Annotated in this window: 18 protein-coding genes; 8 read left to right on the top strand and 10 right to left on the bottom strand. The window is 70.0% G+C overall.

Annotation, left to right across the window (positions count from 1 at the left end; all coding sequences use genetic code 11):
• Window positions 1-420: 420 nt before the first annotated feature.
• Window positions 421-948 (bottom strand): MarR family transcriptional regulator, encoded by a 528-nt coding sequence (locus tag HY68_RS06740; protein ID WP_078863464.1) that lies wholly within the window; start codon window positions 946-948, stop codon window positions 421-423.
• 71 nt (window positions 949-1,019) lie between these two features.
• On the opposite strand from HY68_RS06740, the gene HY68_RS06735 reads away from it, so the two are divergent.
• From HY68_RS06735 to HY68_RS06715, 5 genes are all read left to right on the top strand, one after another.
• Window positions 1,020-1,895, top strand: coding sequence for an NAD(P)H-binding protein (locus tag HY68_RS06735; protein ID WP_041985592.1), 876 nt, complete (start codon window positions 1,020-1,022; stop codon window positions 1,893-1,895).
• Complete coding sequence (locus tag HY68_RS06730; RefSeq protein WP_041985591.1) at window positions 1,892-2,605, top strand: hemerythrin domain-containing protein; 714 nt, start codon at window positions 1,892-1,894, stop codon at window positions 2,603-2,605. Before HY68_RS06735 ends, HY68_RS06730 begins: the two co-directional genes overlap by 4 nt.
• A gap of 31 nt (window positions 2,606-2,636) precedes the next feature.
• Window positions 2,637-3,314, top strand: a complete 678-nt coding sequence (locus HY68_RS06725; RefSeq protein WP_041985588.1) for a hypothetical protein — start codon at window positions 2,637-2,639, stop codon at window positions 3,312-3,314.
• 71 nt (window positions 3,315-3,385) lie between these two features.
• Window positions 3,386-3,751, top strand: coding sequence for a hypothetical protein (locus HY68_RS06720; protein WP_041985586.1), 366 nt, complete (start codon window positions 3,386-3,388; stop codon window positions 3,749-3,751).
• Window positions 3,752-3,832: 81 nt separating this feature from the next.
• A complete protein-coding gene (locus HY68_RS06715; protein ID WP_041985583.1) occupies window positions 3,833-4,657 on the top strand; it encodes an NAD(P)H-dependent oxidoreductase in 825 nt (274 codons plus the stop codon).
• A 22-nt stretch (window positions 4,658-4,679) separates the two neighbouring features.
• Here HY68_RS06715 and HY68_RS06710 read toward each other — a convergent pair whose 3' ends face one another.
• The 7 genes from HY68_RS06710 to HY68_RS06680 all read right to left on the bottom strand — a co-directional run bounded on the left by HY68_RS06710 (window position 4,680) and on the right by HY68_RS06680 (window position 10,329).
• Window positions 4,680-5,315 (bottom strand): contact-dependent growth inhibition system immunity protein, encoded by a 636-nt coding sequence (locus tag HY68_RS06710; RefSeq protein WP_041985580.1) that lies wholly within the window; start codon window positions 5,313-5,315, stop codon window positions 4,680-4,682.
• Window positions 5,316-5,328: 13 nt separating this feature from the next.
• A complete protein-coding gene (locus HY68_RS06705; protein ID WP_041985577.1) occupies window positions 5,329-5,628 on the bottom strand; it encodes an RNase A-like domain-containing protein in 300 nt (99 codons plus the stop codon).
• 25 nt (window positions 5,629-5,653) lie between these two features.
• Window positions 5,654-6,391 carry a hypothetical protein gene (locus HY68_RS42615; protein ID WP_157874292.1) on the bottom strand — a complete coding sequence of 246 codons (738 nt, stop codon included), beginning with the start codon at window positions 6,389-6,391 and terminating at the stop codon, window positions 5,654-5,656.
• The gene (locus HY68_RS06695) at window positions 6,391-8,265 is read right to left on the bottom strand and encodes an RNase A-like domain-containing protein (protein ID WP_052457032.1); all 1,875 of its coding nucleotides are present in this window, start codon (window positions 8,263-8,265) and stop codon (window positions 6,391-6,393) included. The genes HY68_RS42615 and HY68_RS06695 overlap by 1 nt, the downstream gene beginning before the upstream one ends.
• A gap of 74 nt (window positions 8,266-8,339) precedes the next feature.
• On the bottom strand, window positions 8,340-8,642 hold the full coding sequence (locus HY68_RS06690) for a WXG100 family type VII secretion target (protein WP_041985571.1): 303 nt from the start codon (window positions 8,640-8,642) through the stop codon (window positions 8,340-8,342).
• Window positions 8,643-8,678: 36 nt separating this feature from the next.
• Window positions 8,679-9,062 carry a WXG100 family type VII secretion target gene (locus HY68_RS06685; protein ID WP_041985569.1) on the bottom strand — a complete coding sequence of 128 codons (384 nt, stop codon included), beginning with the start codon at window positions 9,060-9,062 and terminating at the stop codon, window positions 8,679-8,681.
• Window positions 9,063-9,141: 79 nt separating this feature from the next.
• Complete coding sequence (locus HY68_RS06680) at window positions 9,142-10,329, bottom strand: class I SAM-dependent methyltransferase (protein WP_107070158.1); 1,188 nt, start codon at window positions 10,327-10,329, stop codon at window positions 9,142-9,144.
• 204 nt (window positions 10,330-10,533) lie between these two features.
• Here HY68_RS06680 and HY68_RS06675 point away from each other — a divergent pair, with 204 nt between their 5' ends.
• Window positions 10,534-11,598: a polysaccharide deacetylase family protein gene (locus HY68_RS06675; protein WP_241778488.1), complete on the top strand. Its 1,065-nt coding sequence runs from the start codon at window positions 10,534-10,536 to the stop codon at window positions 11,596-11,598.
• Between the two features lie 50 nt (window positions 11,599-11,648).
• On the opposite strand, the gene HY68_RS06670 is transcribed toward HY68_RS06675, so the two are convergent.
• On the bottom strand, window positions 11,649-12,098 hold the full coding sequence (locus tag HY68_RS06670) for a DUF6234 family protein (RefSeq protein WP_041985564.1): 450 nt from the start codon (window positions 12,096-12,098) through the stop codon (window positions 11,649-11,651).
• A gap of 249 nt (window positions 12,099-12,347) precedes the next feature.
• Here HY68_RS06670 and groES point away from each other — a divergent pair, with 249 nt between their 5' ends.
• Window positions 12,348-12,656 carry a co-chaperone GroES gene (groES, locus tag HY68_RS06665; RefSeq protein WP_023539274.1) on the top strand — a complete coding sequence of 103 codons (309 nt, stop codon included), beginning with the start codon at window positions 12,348-12,350 and terminating at the stop codon, window positions 12,654-12,656.
• 97 nt (window positions 12,657-12,753) lie between these two features.
• Complete coding sequence (gene groL, locus HY68_RS06660; RefSeq protein ID WP_041985555.1) at window positions 12,754-14,376, top strand: chaperonin GroEL; 1,623 nt, start codon at window positions 12,754-12,756, stop codon at window positions 14,374-14,376.
• A 98-nt stretch (window positions 14,377-14,474) separates the two neighbouring features.
• On the opposite strand, the gene HY68_RS06655 is transcribed toward groL, so the two are convergent.
• Window positions 14,475-15,064, bottom strand: a 590-nt coding sequence (locus tag HY68_RS06655; RefSeq protein ID WP_041985552.1) for an NAD(P)-dependent oxidoreductase, incomplete at its 5' end; no start/stop codon positions are given.

Raw genomic sequence — 15,064 nt, 5'->3', positions numbered from 1 at the left:
GGGTTCGGTGGTTGCGGTTGTCATCGTCCGTGTCGGTGTCCGGGTCCTGCGGAGGGGGGTGTCCGGACTGCTTGTCGCATGAGCTCCTTCGCTTTACGTCCGGACACCCCCCTCCTCCGGCCCCGGCCCCCTCCCCCCGGTGGTCGGGCACGCCCGTCCGCGTCGCCGCGGGTGAGCGGTGCCCTGCGGGCAGCGGGTCCGGGCAGCCGTCCCGATGGGGCGGGGGCTGAAGGGGGTCGTGCAGGGGTGGTGTCCGGAGCGTAGAGCGTGATTTGTGGCGCATCTCGGCGGTGGCTCCGCGTCTGGGGAGTACGCGCCGTAAATCATGCAGCGCAGGACACGACCCCGGAACGACACCCGGCAACAACCGCAACCAAAACCGCCAACCGACACCGCGCCGGACGGCGACACCGCGCCGCGTCAGTCCGACGCCAAGTCGTCCGTAGCCACCCGGCCCGCGTCCACCGTGCGCCGCAAGAAGTCGGCCAGGACCTCCAGCTCCGCATCCGCGTACCCCGCGCAGATCGAGTCCATCGCGGTGTTCATCCCCGCGTAGAGCCCGAACAGCTCGCCCGTTCGGTCGCGCAACGCCCGTACCAGCACAGCGCGGCGGTCCGACGCGTCCCGCTCGCGCGCGATCCAGCCGCCGCGCTCCAGCCGGTCGAGGATGCCGGTCATGGTCGCCGGATGCAGGCCGGCGCGGCGCGCCAGCGAGCTGGGGCCGATCGGCCCGTGCCGGGTGATCAGGTCAAGACAGTCCACATCGACCTCTTTGAGGTCCAGCCGGGCGCCGACCCGGTTGTTCAGCAGCGACAGCTGGACGCTCAGCTCCCGGAGCGACTCCTTCACCGAGACCCCGAGCCGTCTGCGGGCGCGCGCGTCACCGGCCGCACCACCGGCCGGGTCCACGGCCGCACCGTCGAGCCCTTCTGATTCTACGGAACTCATATGATATTCTCCACGTAAGATATGGACTTCATGGACCAGGGTACCCCGAGGGGTGCCTGGAGAGGTACGCCATGATCTTGATTACTGGAGCGACGGGCCACGTCGGCCGCGCGGCGGTCGACCTGCTGCTGGCCGCGGGCGAGCAGGTCACCGCGGTCACCCGCGATCCGGCCGGGGCGGCCCTGCCGGCCGAGGCGCGGGTGATCGGCGGCGATCCGTCGTGGCCCGCGACCCTCGCGCCCGCGCTGCGCGGCGTCGAAGCGATCCTGCTCAGCCCGCGCGCGGTCGGCGCGGGGGTGGGGGAACTGCTGGCGCTCGCCGCCGACGCGGGCGTACGGCGGGTGGTCGTGCTGTCGGCGGTCACCGTCGAGTACGGCGGTGGCTACCGGCGGTTCGCCGAGGCGTTCACGGCGGTGGAGACCGCCGCCGAGGCGTCGGGACTGGCGTGGACGCATCTGCGCTGCGCCGACTTCGACGCGAACGCCCTCGTCTGGGCGCCGCAGATCCGTACGACCGGAGTTGTTCGGGGGGCGTACGGAGCTGCGGCGACCTCGGCGATCCATGAGCGGGACATCGCCGAGGTGGCCGCGCTGGCGCTGACCGACGAGGCGCACGCGGGACGCGCGTACGCGCTCACCGGGCCTCGGTCGCTCAGCCAGCGCGACAAGGTCGCCGCCGTCGGCGCCGCGCTCGGCAGGGAGGTGTCCTGGGAGGAGGTCCCGCCCGACCAGGTCAGGGAGGCGATGCTCGCCCAGGGCGTCGAGGAGAACGTCCCCGACCGGATGCTCGGCTATCTCGCCGCGTGCCTGCACGAGCCGGGCCCGGCCACCGACACGGTCGAGCGGCTGCTCGGCCGCCCCGCGCGCACCTTCGCCGACTGGGTGGCCGACCACGCCGACGCGTTCGCGCACCCGCACGCCGTCGCAGAGGCGGGGAGGCCGTCATGACCGGGGGCGCGGACACCGAGAAGATCGACTTCATCATGATGTACGCGACGCACAACGCCTTCCGGCGGGATCTGGGCCGGATCCAGGCCGCCGCTGCCGGGGGCCGGGCGGACACGCCGCAGACCCGGGCGGGCTGGCGCAACTTCAAGCACCAGCTGCACATCCACCACACGGTCGAGGACGACACGCTGTGGCCCCGGCTGCGCGCCGCCGTCACCGACCCGGCGGATCTGGCCCTGCTGGACGAGATGGAGGCGGAACACGCCCTGATCGATCCGCTGCTCGCCGCGGTCGACGCCGCCATGGACGCCGGCCTGGACGCCCCCAGGGGCGCCGCCAGGGACGACCGGCCGGACGTGCTGCCGGAGCGGCTGCGGGAGCTCTCCGACGCGCTGGGCCATCACCTCGTACACGAGGAGATCAGCGCGCTCCCGCTGATCCAGGCCGTGCTCACACCGGCGGACTGGGCCGCCTTCGGCGGTCAGATGCGGCGGGCTCAGGGCGTCAAGGGCGCCGCCGTCTACAGCCCGTGGATACTCGACGGGAGGCCGCGCGTCGAGCAGCGGCAGTTCCTGGCCGCCCTGCCGCCGCCCGCGCGGCTGGTCAACCGGCTGTTCTGGCAGTCGCGTTACGCCAAGCTGGAGTTGTTCGGCGGGGGCGCGCCCGACCCGGCGGGCACGGGGTCGGCGGGGGCCGGGCACCCGGCGTAGGGCCCGAGGCGCCCCGCTACTGTCATGTCTCATGATCAACCGCCGCCCGCTGCCCCCGTCCCCGTACGAGCTGTCCTCCGACGAGCCGGCGGACCTCGGGCCCGACGAGGAGCCGGCGGACCTCGGGCCCGACGACGAGGCCGTGGTCGCGGCCAGGGACGCGGCGATGCTGGAGCTGGCGACCCGGGGTCTGTCGGTGTGGCGGCTGCTGGCGCTCTGGCTGGCGGCCGGGGTGGCGGTCCTCGGCTGGGCGGCGCTGGGGCTGGCGAGTGACAGCTTCGAGCAGGGCGGCCTCGGGGCGCTGTCCGGGCTCGTCGGCCTGGTCCTCGGGGCGCTGTTCCTGCTGCCCGCCTCGATCGGTATCGCGGTCTGGGTGAGCACGGGCCGCGAGATACGCGACCGGCTCGACGACTGGGCCGATGTGGGCGCCGAGCTCGTCACCGACGAGCGGCTGCGGGCGGAGCGCCGCTGCGCCGGCTGGCTGCTGTCGTCGGCCGCGCTCTGCGGGTACGGGGTGTGGACGCTACTGAACGCGGGCGGCGCAGCAGAATCGGTCACCGTCGGTCAGATGTTGTACGCGTACGGTCTCGCCGCGACAGTCCTGCTGGCGGGTGTTCTGGGCTTCGTTCGGGCGGCCGGACATCTGCGCTGGTCAGGGCGGTTGCTGCGGCCGGTTTCCGGGCGGGGCAGGGGCGGCGCCCATCGCTGAGGCGGTTCCTACCGTGTCCGGCCTATCCTGGAGTGGGAACGCATGCGCCATTCAGGGTTAAGGGGCGGCGGATGGACTGGTTTTGGTGGGTTTTCGTCTTCTTTATGGTGGGCGGCTTCAGTTGGATAGCCGACACCGGGCGTACGGCGCTGAAAACCCGGCATGAGCGAAGGATGGAACGGCTCAAGCTGGGCGAGAAGGAACGGCTGGCTCTGGAAGAGGCACACAAGCCACCCGAGCCGGTATGCGGATGCTCACACCATCTGGCAAAGCACGACCGCAAGGGCAAGTGCCACGAGGACGTGGAAGTGCCGACGGAGTGGGACGAGAACAAGAAGCCGCTGCGGTACGAACGCAGGCAGTGCAACTGCCAGCAGTACATCGGCCCGCAGCCGCTGTCGCAGATCTACGCCGACGAGCTTACGGACCTGGCGTGAGGGCAGGCACCGTCGTGCGGGTGTGCGGTCGCCTTCTGCGCGACCGCACACGGAAAAGACCACGCGCGAAGGGATGACTCCATGCAGGTGCTCTGGGTGTCGGCCCACCCCGACCCGCGCTCGCTGAACGGCGCGTTGCGCGACGAGGGGATCGCCGTGCTGCGCGAACACGGGCACGAGGTGGTGGAGTCGGACCTGTACGCCATGAAGTGGAACCCGGTCGTCGACCATGCCGACTTCCGTCACGACCCGGTGAAGCGGCTCGACGTACTCAACGAGTCCCAGCAGGCCTTCGAGTCGGGGACGCTCAGCGACGACATCCGCCGCGAACAGGCCAAACTGGACCGGGCGGACACGCTGATCGTGCAGTTCCCGCTCTGGTGGTTCAGCATGCCGGCCATCCTGAAGGGCTGGTTCGACCGGCTGTTCGTGCAGGGCTACGCGCAAGGCGTCCTCGACCCGGAAACCGGCCGCGCCCAGCGCTACGGCAACGGCGGCCTGACCGGCAGGCGCGCCATGGTGGTGACGACGGTCGGCGCGAACGCCGCCACGACGGGCCCGCGCGGGATCCACGGCGACATCAACGAGGTCCTGTTCCCCGTCCTGCACGGCACGCTCTGGTACACGGGCATGGACGTCGTCCCCCCACTGGTCGTCAACGGCGCGGTAGCCCTGTCGGACGCCGACTACGCGACGGCGGCGACCCAACTACGCGACCGCCTTCTCACCCTCCCGCAAACGCCCCCGATCTCCTACCGCCACCAGAACGGCGGCGACTACGACGACCACCTGGTCCTCCGCCCCCACCACGCCCCGGACGCCACAGGCATCCGCATCCACTGCCGGTCCCCGGAGACGGACACACAAGACGAACGAACAGGCGGCACCTCCGAAGCGGACCGGTAACTCGTGCCCGCCGAGCCCCCGATCACCTGAGCCGGACGGCGAGGGCGGCGAGCCAGCCGCTGGGGGAGTAGGGCTCGGGAGGATCCATCTCCATGCCCAGCTCGGCGACGGCGACGGCGTGGTCGGACTCCCCGAGCGGCAGCGCCAACAGCTCGGCCAGCTCCCCGGCGAGCGCGGCGACCAGGCCGGGGTCGGTGGTGTCGAGGTAGTCCTGGAGCGCCGCGTCGTGATCCTCGAACTCGTCGGGCATGTCCTGCGAGAACCACCCGCCCAGGAACTGCGCGAGTTCGGGGAAGCGGGCATGCCACTCGCCATGGGTCCGCGGAGTCGAGGCCGGCGGTGCCGCGCCGTTCTCGACGCTTACTTTGATGCGATCGGCGAGGGACAGCAGCCACGCCTGGATCTCGGAGTCGGCCAGTCCGACATCGGGCACCGGATAGAACTCACCGAGCCGCAGCCGCAGCCGCCCCGGCGGATGTTCGGCGTACTGCCGCAACTGCTCCTCGGCCACGGCGAGCGCCCACGGCCGGGTACGCCAGGTATGCCGCAGATAGCCGGCCAGCGCTTCCTCGTCGTCGGCGGTCCTGCCCACGAACGCACGGATGACCTGATCCAACTCGCCGTACTTACGGTCGTGTTCGAGGGGCTTCAGGGACATGGACGGCCTGCCTCTAGAGGTGGATCGGGAAGGTGGCGTGGACGGTGAAACCGTGCGGACTGCCGGCGTCCCGCTTGAGCACGACCCGAGCGGCCCGCACGTCCACAGGCTCCCGCCCGGCCAGCATCATGGCCTGCAACAACACCCGCCCCACGGGCTCGGCCCGCGAAGGCCAGGCGGCCTCGACGGTGAGCCGCTGTCGGGTGTTCTGAGCGAGCCACCGATGAATCGCCTGCTCGTTCCACGTCACCACCTGCTGCGTGGCCCACTGGGCGGTCTCCCGGTCGGGATAGCTGGCGCTGCGCGTTCGCATGATTGATTGCCCTGCCTGGATGTGGTCAGCGTCCGTCCCAGCTGACTGGGTGGAACTCCGTCATGTGGTCGATGCAGGCTTGCGCGAGCATGGGGAAGAATTCCGTGAAGTCCGCGTAGCTGGAGCCGCCGTGGATCACGCCGGTGAAGAACAGATCCAATCGTTCCTCGGTCTGGAACGTGGCCAACGCCTCATAGCACTCGCCGGCCACGGCAGGCAGGTGCCACGGACAGGCAGGGTGAGCCTCGTTGATCACCATGGCGATGCCCTCCTCGGTGGTCGCGTCGCTCATGTCGTCCGAGACGGCAAGACCGTCCTGACCGAAGTAGATGGGCAGGATCTGACTCAACCGAGGGAATCGGAATTCGAGTTCGGTGGCTGTCGTCCTGACGGGACAGGTTCTGCCTTCGGCCGGGAAAGGCTTCCATGTGTCGAGATGCTCCGCGATTTCCCGGAGGACTGCGGGTGTTTTCTCGGGAGTGACTGTCCTGGGAATGTTCTCCAGTACGGATGAGCCGGGATCGTCGATGAACAGATCGGCAGCCGTGCGTAGTTGAGCAGCAGTCTCGTGCAGGGTCCGACCGCCGCCGCTCGCGGCGTAATAGAGCCCTCGAATCGAGGATGCCAGCGCGGGCTCCCATTCGGTGCGGTCGTCCGGGATGCCTTTGTGGTCGACGATCGACAGCAGTTCTCTGGCGCCGGGCAGTCGCCAATGGTCTCGAATCGGCGTCAAAATAACCTCCCTTGTTTCCTGGCGGGGCATTAAGGGCCTGTGCCGGGCTTCGCGGCCACCGGCATGGACGTCACCACGGTGAAGGGAGGGTCCAGGTCCGGATCATACGCCAGGCGGGTTTCGACGCCCTTCACGTCCGTTGCCTTGCCCGACGGGAAGGGTGACGTCTGCATCTCCGTCCTGTCGATACTGCGTCCGCTGAATTCATCCGGGTTGGCCGGATGATCCACTCGAATATCGAGACGCGGTTCTTTGGGATTGGGCTGGGTCGCGAGCCAGGTGCTGATCTTGCTGTTGTTCCGGTCAATCGTGTACTGCGTGAGTCGTTGCGCCGTGTCGATGTCCGGGAACGTCGATGCGTTTCCTATCTTCGGCTGTCCGTACGGCCAGGCGGTGCCGGGTCGCGGCGGTTTCTTCAAATCGTCGCGCAGCCGCTGGGCGAGCTGGTCGTCGGTCAGCCCGACATGTTTGTTGAGCGTGTGCGAGTTGTTCAGCCACTCCGTCGATGCCAGGTCGAGCTGGTAGTTGCCGTTGGCGGTGTCCCCGTCCTTCGTCCAACGGTGCCGTGGTTTGAACTCGTCGAGGGACCGGGCGCCGAACCCCTCGGCCCGAGCCTCCTCCGACTGGTAGGTCGGCGCGCTCTGGTACGCCTCCTCCAGCTCGGGGAGCAGGCCGCTGAGCGTCGCGGCGGCATCGTGGAAGGCCTGCTGGTACGCGTCCACGGCGGCGTCCACACCTGACTTGTCCATGTGGGACCGGAACGTCATGACGATCTCGCCGAACGCCAAGGTGGAGCCCAGCCGCGTCAGCTCCCCGAAGTCAAGACCGGTCGTGAGGTCCTTCACGGTCGCCTTCGCGGCCTCGGAACCGAGCCGGGACGTGGTCTCCCTGGTGGTGTCCGCCGTGGTGGCCAGGTCGTCGCACGCCTTCTTCACGGCATTCGCCGTCTTCTGCAGCACCTCAATGACGGGTTGCCGCTCACCGGGTTTCTTCGACGGGTTGGTGCGCCATTCCCGTCCCCCGGAGGAGCCCTTGGGCACCGCTGTGCCGTCCGCGTTGCGCGGTTCGCCCCACGGTGTCGTTCCCCAGATGGACTGGCAGAAGCCGTTCATCGCGGCCTGCCATTCGCTGTTTCCGTCGTCCGTCAGATAGCCGATGATCCCCGCGAAGTTACCGGCCGACGTTTTCGCGGAGTCTCCGGTCCGCTTCCAGCCGTCCCCGATGCCACGCAGATCGTCACTGTCCGCGCCCGGCGTGATGTCGTGGGTCTTCCCGAGCCGGAGTCCCTCTTTGATGGCCGGCTCGATCAAGTCGGAGAGAAAGTCGGGGAAGTTGCCTATCCCGGCCACGAACGGGATGTCCGTGCCGTCTCCCGTGCCGGTCCACTTGATGGAGGCGACAGGACCGTAGTGCGTGTTGCCGACGCCGATCGGCGGGTCCCTGCGGGGCGGCGGGCCCTGTATTTTGCGCGCTGCCCAGTCTGCGGCCTGGTAGTGGTTGGCCGTTTCCGTGAGTCCGACGGCCACGCCGCCGATGCTCTGGATGCATCTGGCCCACACGTCGAGGAACCGTTTGGCGACATCCTCGTACGCGGCGGCGAACGCGTCGGGGCCCTCGCCCTTGCCCGCGGCCTGGCGATGGTCGACGTCCTCGACCATCTGCTGGCCGGCCTTGTGGAACGTGAACTGCTCGTCGCGCACGAGTGCGGACGTGTAGTAGACGTGGCCGGGCCGCACGTCGAAGCCGCCTCCCGCGTCCGGCGCCGGCTGCTTCAGCTGTTCCCGCTCCCACTTGCGGCGCTTGTCGCTGGGCAGACCGTCCGCCCCGGTGGGCGGCGGGGGCGGCGGTTCGTAGTTCGGATCGGGGGACGGGCCAGGGGTAGGACTGGGCGTCCGGTCGGGCATCGGCGGTACAGGCGGTGCGTCGCCTGCGGACGGCGAAGCGGACGGTGAGGGCTGGGGCGGTGGTGGGGTGGCCATCAGGCTGCTCCCCAGCCGCGCAGCACCGCCCGGTGTGCCGCCGCGTAGTTGGCGTGGCCCGTCGTCACGACCTCGTGGAGCCAGGCCTGGGCGGCCTGGAGGTCCTGCATCGAGCGGTCCCAGGTGTCGAGTTCGTCCACGAAGGCGTCCCGCGCCTGGCCGTCCCAGCTCAGGACGACCTTCTCCGTACGGTCGTAGAGCGAGTCGAGGCGCTGGTTCAGCTGTTTGAGTATGTCCTCCAGCTCACCCGCGAGTTCGCGCAACGTGGCGAAGCTGACCTTGATGTGGTCGTCGTCCGGCATCTGTTCCCCCCGGTTGGATGCGATGGCTCAGATCGGTCAGATGTCGAGGATGCGGCTCTGGGGTGCGGAGGTGTCGTCGGACAGTTTCGCCGCCTCGCCCGCCACGTCGACCTGGGACTCGGCGCCGCGCATCCGGCGTAGCGTTTCGAGTTCCTGGTGGGTGAAGCCGTCGCGGCTCAGGCGCACTGCCTCTTCGATGACGACCAGGACCTCACGGATGCGTACGGCGTCCTCGGCGGCGCCTCGGTGCAGGTCGCGGTATCCGGTGGCGGCCGCGCCCTGCCACCCTGCCTCGATGCGGTCGACGATCGCGTCCATCCGCCGTACCTGGCTGTTCAGATGCTGCTGCATGTCGTCCAGGTCGCCCGACAGGCGCGTCAGGTCGTCCTCCGAGACGTCGAGATCGGGCCGGTCCACCATGATCCCCCCCCGGACAGTTGTCCATCACCCCGTATGGATCTTGCCGTCAATACTATAAACAGGGGACCGTGAGGGGACGTCAGAGATTTTCGGCCCCTTTGGCGGGGGCGCCGAGCAGCATCGTCGGGGCTCCGGCGACTCTCGTCAGGAAGACCGTCGTGGCGTTCGGGCCCTTGAGTTTCATGCGGCGGCGGAGTTCTTCCGGTTCCACCGCCGAGCCGCGTTTCTTCACCGTCAGTACGCCCACCTCGCGTTCGCGCAGCAGTGCCTTCAGTTTCTTCAGGCCGAAGGGGAGTTGGTCGGTGATCTCGTACGCCGTGGCGTACGGGGTGGGGCGCAGGTGGTCGGAGGTGATGTACGCGATCGTCTCGTCGATCAGGGCGCCGGCGAGGTCTTCGGCTGCCTCGGCCACCAGGTGGGCGCGGATGACGGCGCCGTCCGGTTCGTAGAGGTAGCGGCCGAGTGGGCGGACCGGGGGGTTGGGGAGGCCGCGGGTGGTGAGGGTCGCGCCGGTGGGGAGCAGGGTGGCGCGGCGGGCGCCGGGGGTGATGTCGGACGAGGCGGGCGCGTGCCAGAGCACCGCCTCCTTCACGTCGCCGCCCGCCGAGATCCACTCCGCCTCGAAGTCGTCGGGGACGAGTTCGTGCGGGATGCCGGGGGCGATCTTGACGGCTCCCGTGCCGACCCGGCGTACCGCTTCGATCGCCCAGGACAGCGGCGGCGCGTACGCCTCGGGGTCGAAGATCCTGCCCCGGCCGCCGCGCCGGGCCGGGTCGACGAAGACGGCCTCGGCGTCCGACAGGTCGTGGGTCAGGACGTCGGCGTTGAGCACGGTCGCCGGGGGCGGGGCGGGCGCCAGCGTACGGAGGTTGGCCGCCGCGATCTCGCACGTCGGACCGTCCAGATCGACGGCCGTCACGGCGAACCCCGCGCGGGCCAGGGCGAGCGCGTCGCCGCCGATCCCGCAGCACAGGTCGGTGATCCGGCGCGCGCCGGTGCGGCGGAACCGGGCGGCCCGGTGGGCGGCGACCACGGTGCGGGTGGCCTGTTCGACGCCGTTGGGCGTGAAGAACATCCGGTACGCGTCCTCGGCGCCGAACTTCGCCACCGCGCGCTGGCGCAGCCGCGCCTGCGCCAGCGCCGCCGAGACCAGTTCGGCCGGGTGGTCACGGCGCAGCCGGGTGGCGAGGGCGAGTTCCGTCGCGGGGTCGTGGTCGCGCAGTTCGGCGAGGAGCGCCTGGCCCTCGGCCGACAGCAGCGGCGCCAGGCCGGCGGAGGCGGGCGACGGTGCGGGCGCGGGCGCGGGGTGCGGGGTGGGCGACGGGTGCGGGGCGGGCGTGCGGTCGGTCACCCGGCCATTGTGGGCCAGCCGGGGGACCGCGCGCTTCGGGCGGAGGTGTCTGCCGGGCGGCGGCGCGCAGCGCTGACAGGATGCGGGGCCATGCAACTAGTAAGACAAAAGGAAGATGCGGTGACCAAAGGGGTGGCAACGGCGCGGCCGAGGGCGCAGGCGCGAGCCCGGCTCCGGGGCGCCCGGCGTACCCGTACGGCACTCGCGGTACTGCTGGTCGCCGCGATCGGCTCCGGCTGCGCCGCAGGGGCGGACGGCGCCGGGGGCGGTCCCACGTCCCGGCCGATGCCCCTGCCGCTCGATGTCCGCCCGATCACCTTCCCGCCCGCCGCTCCCGCATCGAAGCCGGCCCTGCGTCCCGTACCCGCCAAGCCCGCCGCCGGGCCGCAGGCGGCGCAGGCAGCGCAGGCGCTGGGCGGACCAGCCGGGGCCGTGGCCGCACAGGCGGACCTGCTCAAGCGCGGCCAGCTCGCCCGGGTCGCCCTGGCCAAGAAGTGGGGGCTGCGCAAGGTGCCCCTGCTCGCGCCCCCGCCGCCCGCGGTCAAGCCGAAGATCACCACCCGCAAGGGCTTCGAGGTCAGGGGCGGCGACGCGGGACTGCCACCGGTGTTCACGACCGTCCCCGTCAAGGACAAGGTCGTCTTCCTGACCATGGACGACGGCGCGGAGAAGGACCCCGAGCTGTTGCGGATGATGTCCGAGCTGCGCATTCCGTACAGCGCGTTCCTCAGCGACTACCTGATCAGCGACAACTACGGCTACTTCAAGAAGGCGCAGAACCTCGGCGTCTCGCTGAACAACCACACCCTGCACCATCTTTACCTTCCCAAGCTCACCCCGGCCCAGCAGCGGCACGAGATCTGCGACCAGCAGGACAAGCTCGCCAAGCACTACGGGAAGCGGCCGACGCTCTTCCGGCCGCCGTTCGGCAACTACAACGCCGACACGCTGCGTATCGCCAAGGCGTGCGGAGTGACCGCCGTACCGCTGTGGGAGACCGAGGCGTTCCCCGACCACATGGACTGGCGGGACGCCGACCAGCACCTGGACCCCGGCGACATCATCCTTACCCACTTCAGGGGCCGTTCCGACTGGAAGGCGTCGATGCCGGACCTGATCAGGTCGCTGCTGAAGCGGATCACCGACAGCGGCTTCGCCGTGGCCAAGCTGGAGGACTACGTCTGACCCCGGCCCCCACGGGGGCTGCCGCGCTCAGCCGCCCGCGCCGCCGCGCTTCAGCCGCCCGGGCAGTCGCCGCTGCCGCTGTAGCACGGCACGTAGTGGCGCTGCGGGGGCCGCGGCGGCGGGTGCGCGTGCTGGTAGGCCCGTGCCGTCACCGCCAGCATCGCCCCGCCGACCACCAGCACCACCAGGACCTGTACGCAGACGGTGATCGGGTGCCTGCTCCGTACGAACCACCAGACCGACAGCGCGATCAGCAGCACCGGGACGCCGTACGAGAGCAGCGGCGCCCAGTCCATCTCCGGCACCGTGCGCGGCGGCAGGTCCCGGGGGCCCACGTCGAGCTGGGCGAAGATCAGCAGCAGCGTGCCGATCCCCAGGAGCATGGCGTCGCCGACCAGGACGACGAAGGCCAGGAACGCGTCGGCGCCACGCGTCGGCCGCGCCGCGTCGGCGGAGGGTGCCGCGTCGGCGGAGGACGCCGGGTCGAGAGGGTTTGTCACGCTCGTACTCTCGTACGGAACGGCCGCCTCCGGCCAGCGGTTTCGTGATCCGCGCGGATCCGCCACGCGCCCGCCCGCTGGCACTCCGCTTGACCGAGTGCTAACCGCGGTCATAGTCTCAGGTCTGGCACTCCCCACTGGAGAGTGCCAAAGCGCGACAAGCAGGTCCGGCTCCCGCGACGACGGATCCCAGCTGTCGCCACCCCAGACAGTTAACCCCGTGAGATCTCCGAAGGGGGAGGTCGGATCGTGACGACCGCCAGCACCAAGGTTGCCATCAAGCCGCTCGAGGACCGCATTGTGGTCCAGCCGCTCGACGCCGAGCAGACCACGGCCTCTGGCCTGGTCATCCCGGACACTGCGAAGGAGAAGCCCCAGGAGGGCGTCGTCCTGGCAGTCGGTCCGGGCCGTTTCGAGAACGGCGAGCGGCTTCCGCTCGACGTTTCCGTCGGCGACGTCGTTCTTTACAGCAAGTACGGCGGCACCGAGGTGAAGTACAGCGGCGAGGAGTACCTCGTCCTCTCGGCTCGCGACGTTCTCGCGATCATCGAGAAGTAATTCACCAGTTCGTTTGCTTTTGATCTGCGCCCTCGGCCCCCCTGCGATTGCCGGGCGGACGGGGGCGCAGTTCATTTGAGAGGACACAGAAGCTCTAATGGCGAAGATCCTGAAGTTCGACGAGGACGCCCGTCGCGCCCTCGAGCGCGGCGTCAACAAGCTTGCCGACACGGTGAAGGTGACGATCGGCCCCAAGGGCCGCAACGTCGTCATCGACAAGAAGTTCGGCGCCCCGACCATCACCAACGACGGTGTCACGATCGCCCGCGAGGTCGAGCTCGACGACCCGTACGAGAACCTGGGCGCGCAGCTGGTGAAGGAGGTGGCGACCAAGACCAACGACATCGCGGGTGACGGCACCACCACCGCGACCGTGCTGGCCCAGGCGCTGGTCCGCGAGGGCCTGCGCAACGTCGCCGCCGGTGCTTCCCCCGCCGCCCTGAAGAAGGGCATCGACGCAGCCGTCGCCGCCGTCTCGCAGGAGCTGCTGGCGACCGCGCGCCCGATCGACGACAAGTCCGACATCGCCGCCGTGGCCGCGCTCTCCGCGCAGGACCAGCAGGTCGGTGACCTCATCGCCGAGGCGATGGACAAGGTCGGCAAGGACGGTGTCATCACCGTCGAGGAGTCCAACACTTTCGGCCTTGAGCTGGACTTCACCGAGGGCATGGCCTTCGACAAGGGTTACCTGTCGCCGTACATGGTGACCGACCAGGAGCGTATGGAGGCCGTCCTCGACGACCCGTACATCCTGATCAACCAGGGCAAGATCTCCTCCATCCAGGACATGCTGCCGCTGCTGGAGAAGGTCATCCAGGCGGGTGGCTCCAAGCCGCTGCTGATCATCGCCGAGGATGTCGAGGGCGAGGCGCTCTCCACCCTCGTCGTCAACAAGATCCGTGGCACCTTCAACGCCGTCGCGGTGAAGGCCCCCGGCTTCGGTGACCGCCGCAAGGCCATGCTCGGCGACATCGCCACCCTCACCGGTGCGACCGTCATCGCCGAGGAGGTCGGCCTCAAGCTCGACCAGGCCGGTCTCGACGTGCTGGGCTCCGCCCGCCGCGTGACGATCACCAAGGACGACACGACGATCGTCGACGGTGGTGGCGACAGCACCGAGGTCGTCGGGCGCGTCAACCAGATCAAGGCCGAGATCGAGTCCACGGACTCCGACTGGGACCGCGAGAAGCTCCAGGAGCGCCTCGCGAAGCTGGCCGGCGGCGTGTGCGTGATCTCCGTGGGTGCCGCCACCGAGGTGGAGCTCAAGGAGAAGAAGCACCGTCTGGAGGACGCCATCTCCGCGACCCGCGCCGCGGTCGAGGAGGGCATCGTCTCCGGTGGTGGCTCCGCCCTGGTGCACGCCGCCAAGGTGCTCGAAGGCAACCTCGGCAAGGAGGGCGACGAGGCCACCGGTGTCGCCGTCGTCCGCCGCGCCGTCGTCGAGCCGCTGCGCTGGATCGCGGAGAACGCGGGCCTGGAGGGCTACGTCATCACCGCGAAGGTCTCCGAGCTCGACAAGGGCCACGGCTTCAACGCCGCGACCGGCGAGTACGTCGACCTGGTGAAGGCCGGCGTCATCGACCCGGTCAAGGTCACCCGCTCCGCGCTGGAGAACGCCGCTTCCATCGCCGCCCTGCTGCTCACGACCGAGACCCTGGTCGTCGAGAAGCCGGCGGAGGAGGAGCCCGAGGCGGCCGGCGGCCACGGGCACAGCCACTGACGTAGCGCGTCGCTGCTCAGTCTGTTCAGTACACCGAGGCCCGGTGTCCCCTCGCGGGGGCACCGGGCCTCGGTGCGTACGCCGTCCGGCGCCGCGGGCTACGCGGAGAGGTGCAGCGCCGCCGGGAGTACGGGATCGGCGAAGGGCAGGCCCTTCGTGTAGCGCTCGATCTCGTCGAGCGCCTGGTCCGCCATACGGTGGATCTCGTTGCCGAGCGAGCCCGCCACATGCGGGGTGAGCAGCACGTTCGGCAGGTCGTACAACGGCGAATCCGCAGGCGGCAGTTCCGGCTCCGTCACGTCCAGTACGGCGTGCAGCCGGCCGGAGACCAGCTCGGGCAGCAGCGCCCGCTCGTCCACGAGCGAGCCGCGCGAGGTGTTGATCAGCGTCGCGCCGTCCGCCATGGCCGCGAGCTGCGCCGCGCCGATCATGTGGTGCGTCGCCGCGAGCTGCGGGGCGTGTACGGAGACGATCGAGCTGCGCGCGCACAGCTCGTCGAGCGGTACGGCCGCCGTGCCGAGCGCCGCCGCCGCTTCGGCGTCGACGTACGGGTCGTACAGCAGGACGTCGAGATCGAACGGCCGCAGCAGCTCGGCCACCCGGCGGCCGATGCGGGAGGCGCCGACGAGCCCGACCGTACGGCGGTAGTTGCCCGCGCCGTCCAGCTCCGCGCGCCAGTCGTGCTCGG

It is taken from the genome of Streptomyces sp. AcH 505 (assembly GCF_000818175.1).
Classification (GTDB): domain Bacteria; phylum Actinomycetota; class Actinomycetes; order Streptomycetales; family Streptomycetaceae; genus Streptomyces.
This window is presented reverse-complemented; position numbering and strand designations above follow the sequence as displayed.

Excerpts from the sequence above, each read along its gene's own strand:
- HY68_RS06740 (WP_078863464.1), bottom strand. The coding sequence starts at position 948 with ATGAGTTCCGTAGAATCAGAAGGGCTCGACGGTGCGGCCGTGGACCCG.
- HY68_RS06735 (WP_041985592.1), top strand. The coding sequence starts at position 1,020 with ATGATCTTGATTACTGGAGCGACGGGCCACGTCGGCCGCGCGGCGGTC.
- HY68_RS06730 (WP_041985591.1), top strand. The coding sequence starts at position 1,892 with ATGACCGGGGGCGCGGACACCGAGAAGATCGACTTCATCATGATGTAC.
- HY68_RS06725 (WP_041985588.1), top strand. The coding sequence starts at position 2,637 with ATGATCAACCGCCGCCCGCTGCCCCCGTCCCCGTACGAGCTGTCCTCC.
- HY68_RS06720 (WP_041985586.1), top strand. The coding sequence starts at position 3,386 with ATGGACTGGTTTTGGTGGGTTTTCGTCTTCTTTATGGTGGGCGGCTTC.
- HY68_RS06715 (WP_041985583.1), top strand. The coding sequence starts at position 3,833 with ATGCAGGTGCTCTGGGTGTCGGCCCACCCCGACCCGCGCTCGCTGAAC.
- HY68_RS06710 (WP_041985580.1), bottom strand. The coding sequence starts at position 5,315 with ATGTCCCTGAAGCCCCTCGAACACGACCGTAAGTACGGCGAGTTGGAT.
- HY68_RS06705 (WP_041985577.1), bottom strand. The coding sequence starts at position 5,628 with ATGCGAACGCGCAGCGCCAGCTATCCCGACCGGGAGACCGCCCAGTGG.
- HY68_RS42615 (WP_157874292.1), bottom strand. The coding sequence starts at position 6,391 with ATGCCCCGCCAGGAAACAAGGGAGGTTATTTTGACGCCGATTCGAGAC.
- HY68_RS06695 (WP_052457032.1), bottom strand. The coding sequence starts at position 8,265 with ATGCCCGACCGGACGCCCAGTCCTACCCCTGGCCCGTCCCCCGATCCG.
- HY68_RS06690 (WP_041985571.1), bottom strand. The coding sequence starts at position 8,642 with ATGCCGGACGACGACCACATCAAGGTCAGCTTCGCCACGTTGCGCGAA.
- HY68_RS06685 (WP_041985569.1), bottom strand. The coding sequence starts at position 9,062 with ATGGTGGACCGGCCCGATCTCGACGTCTCGGAGGACGACCTGACGCGC.
- groL (WP_041985555.1), top strand. The coding sequence starts at position 12,754 with ATGGCGAAGATCCTGAAGTTCGACGAGGACGCCCGTCGCGCCCTCGAG.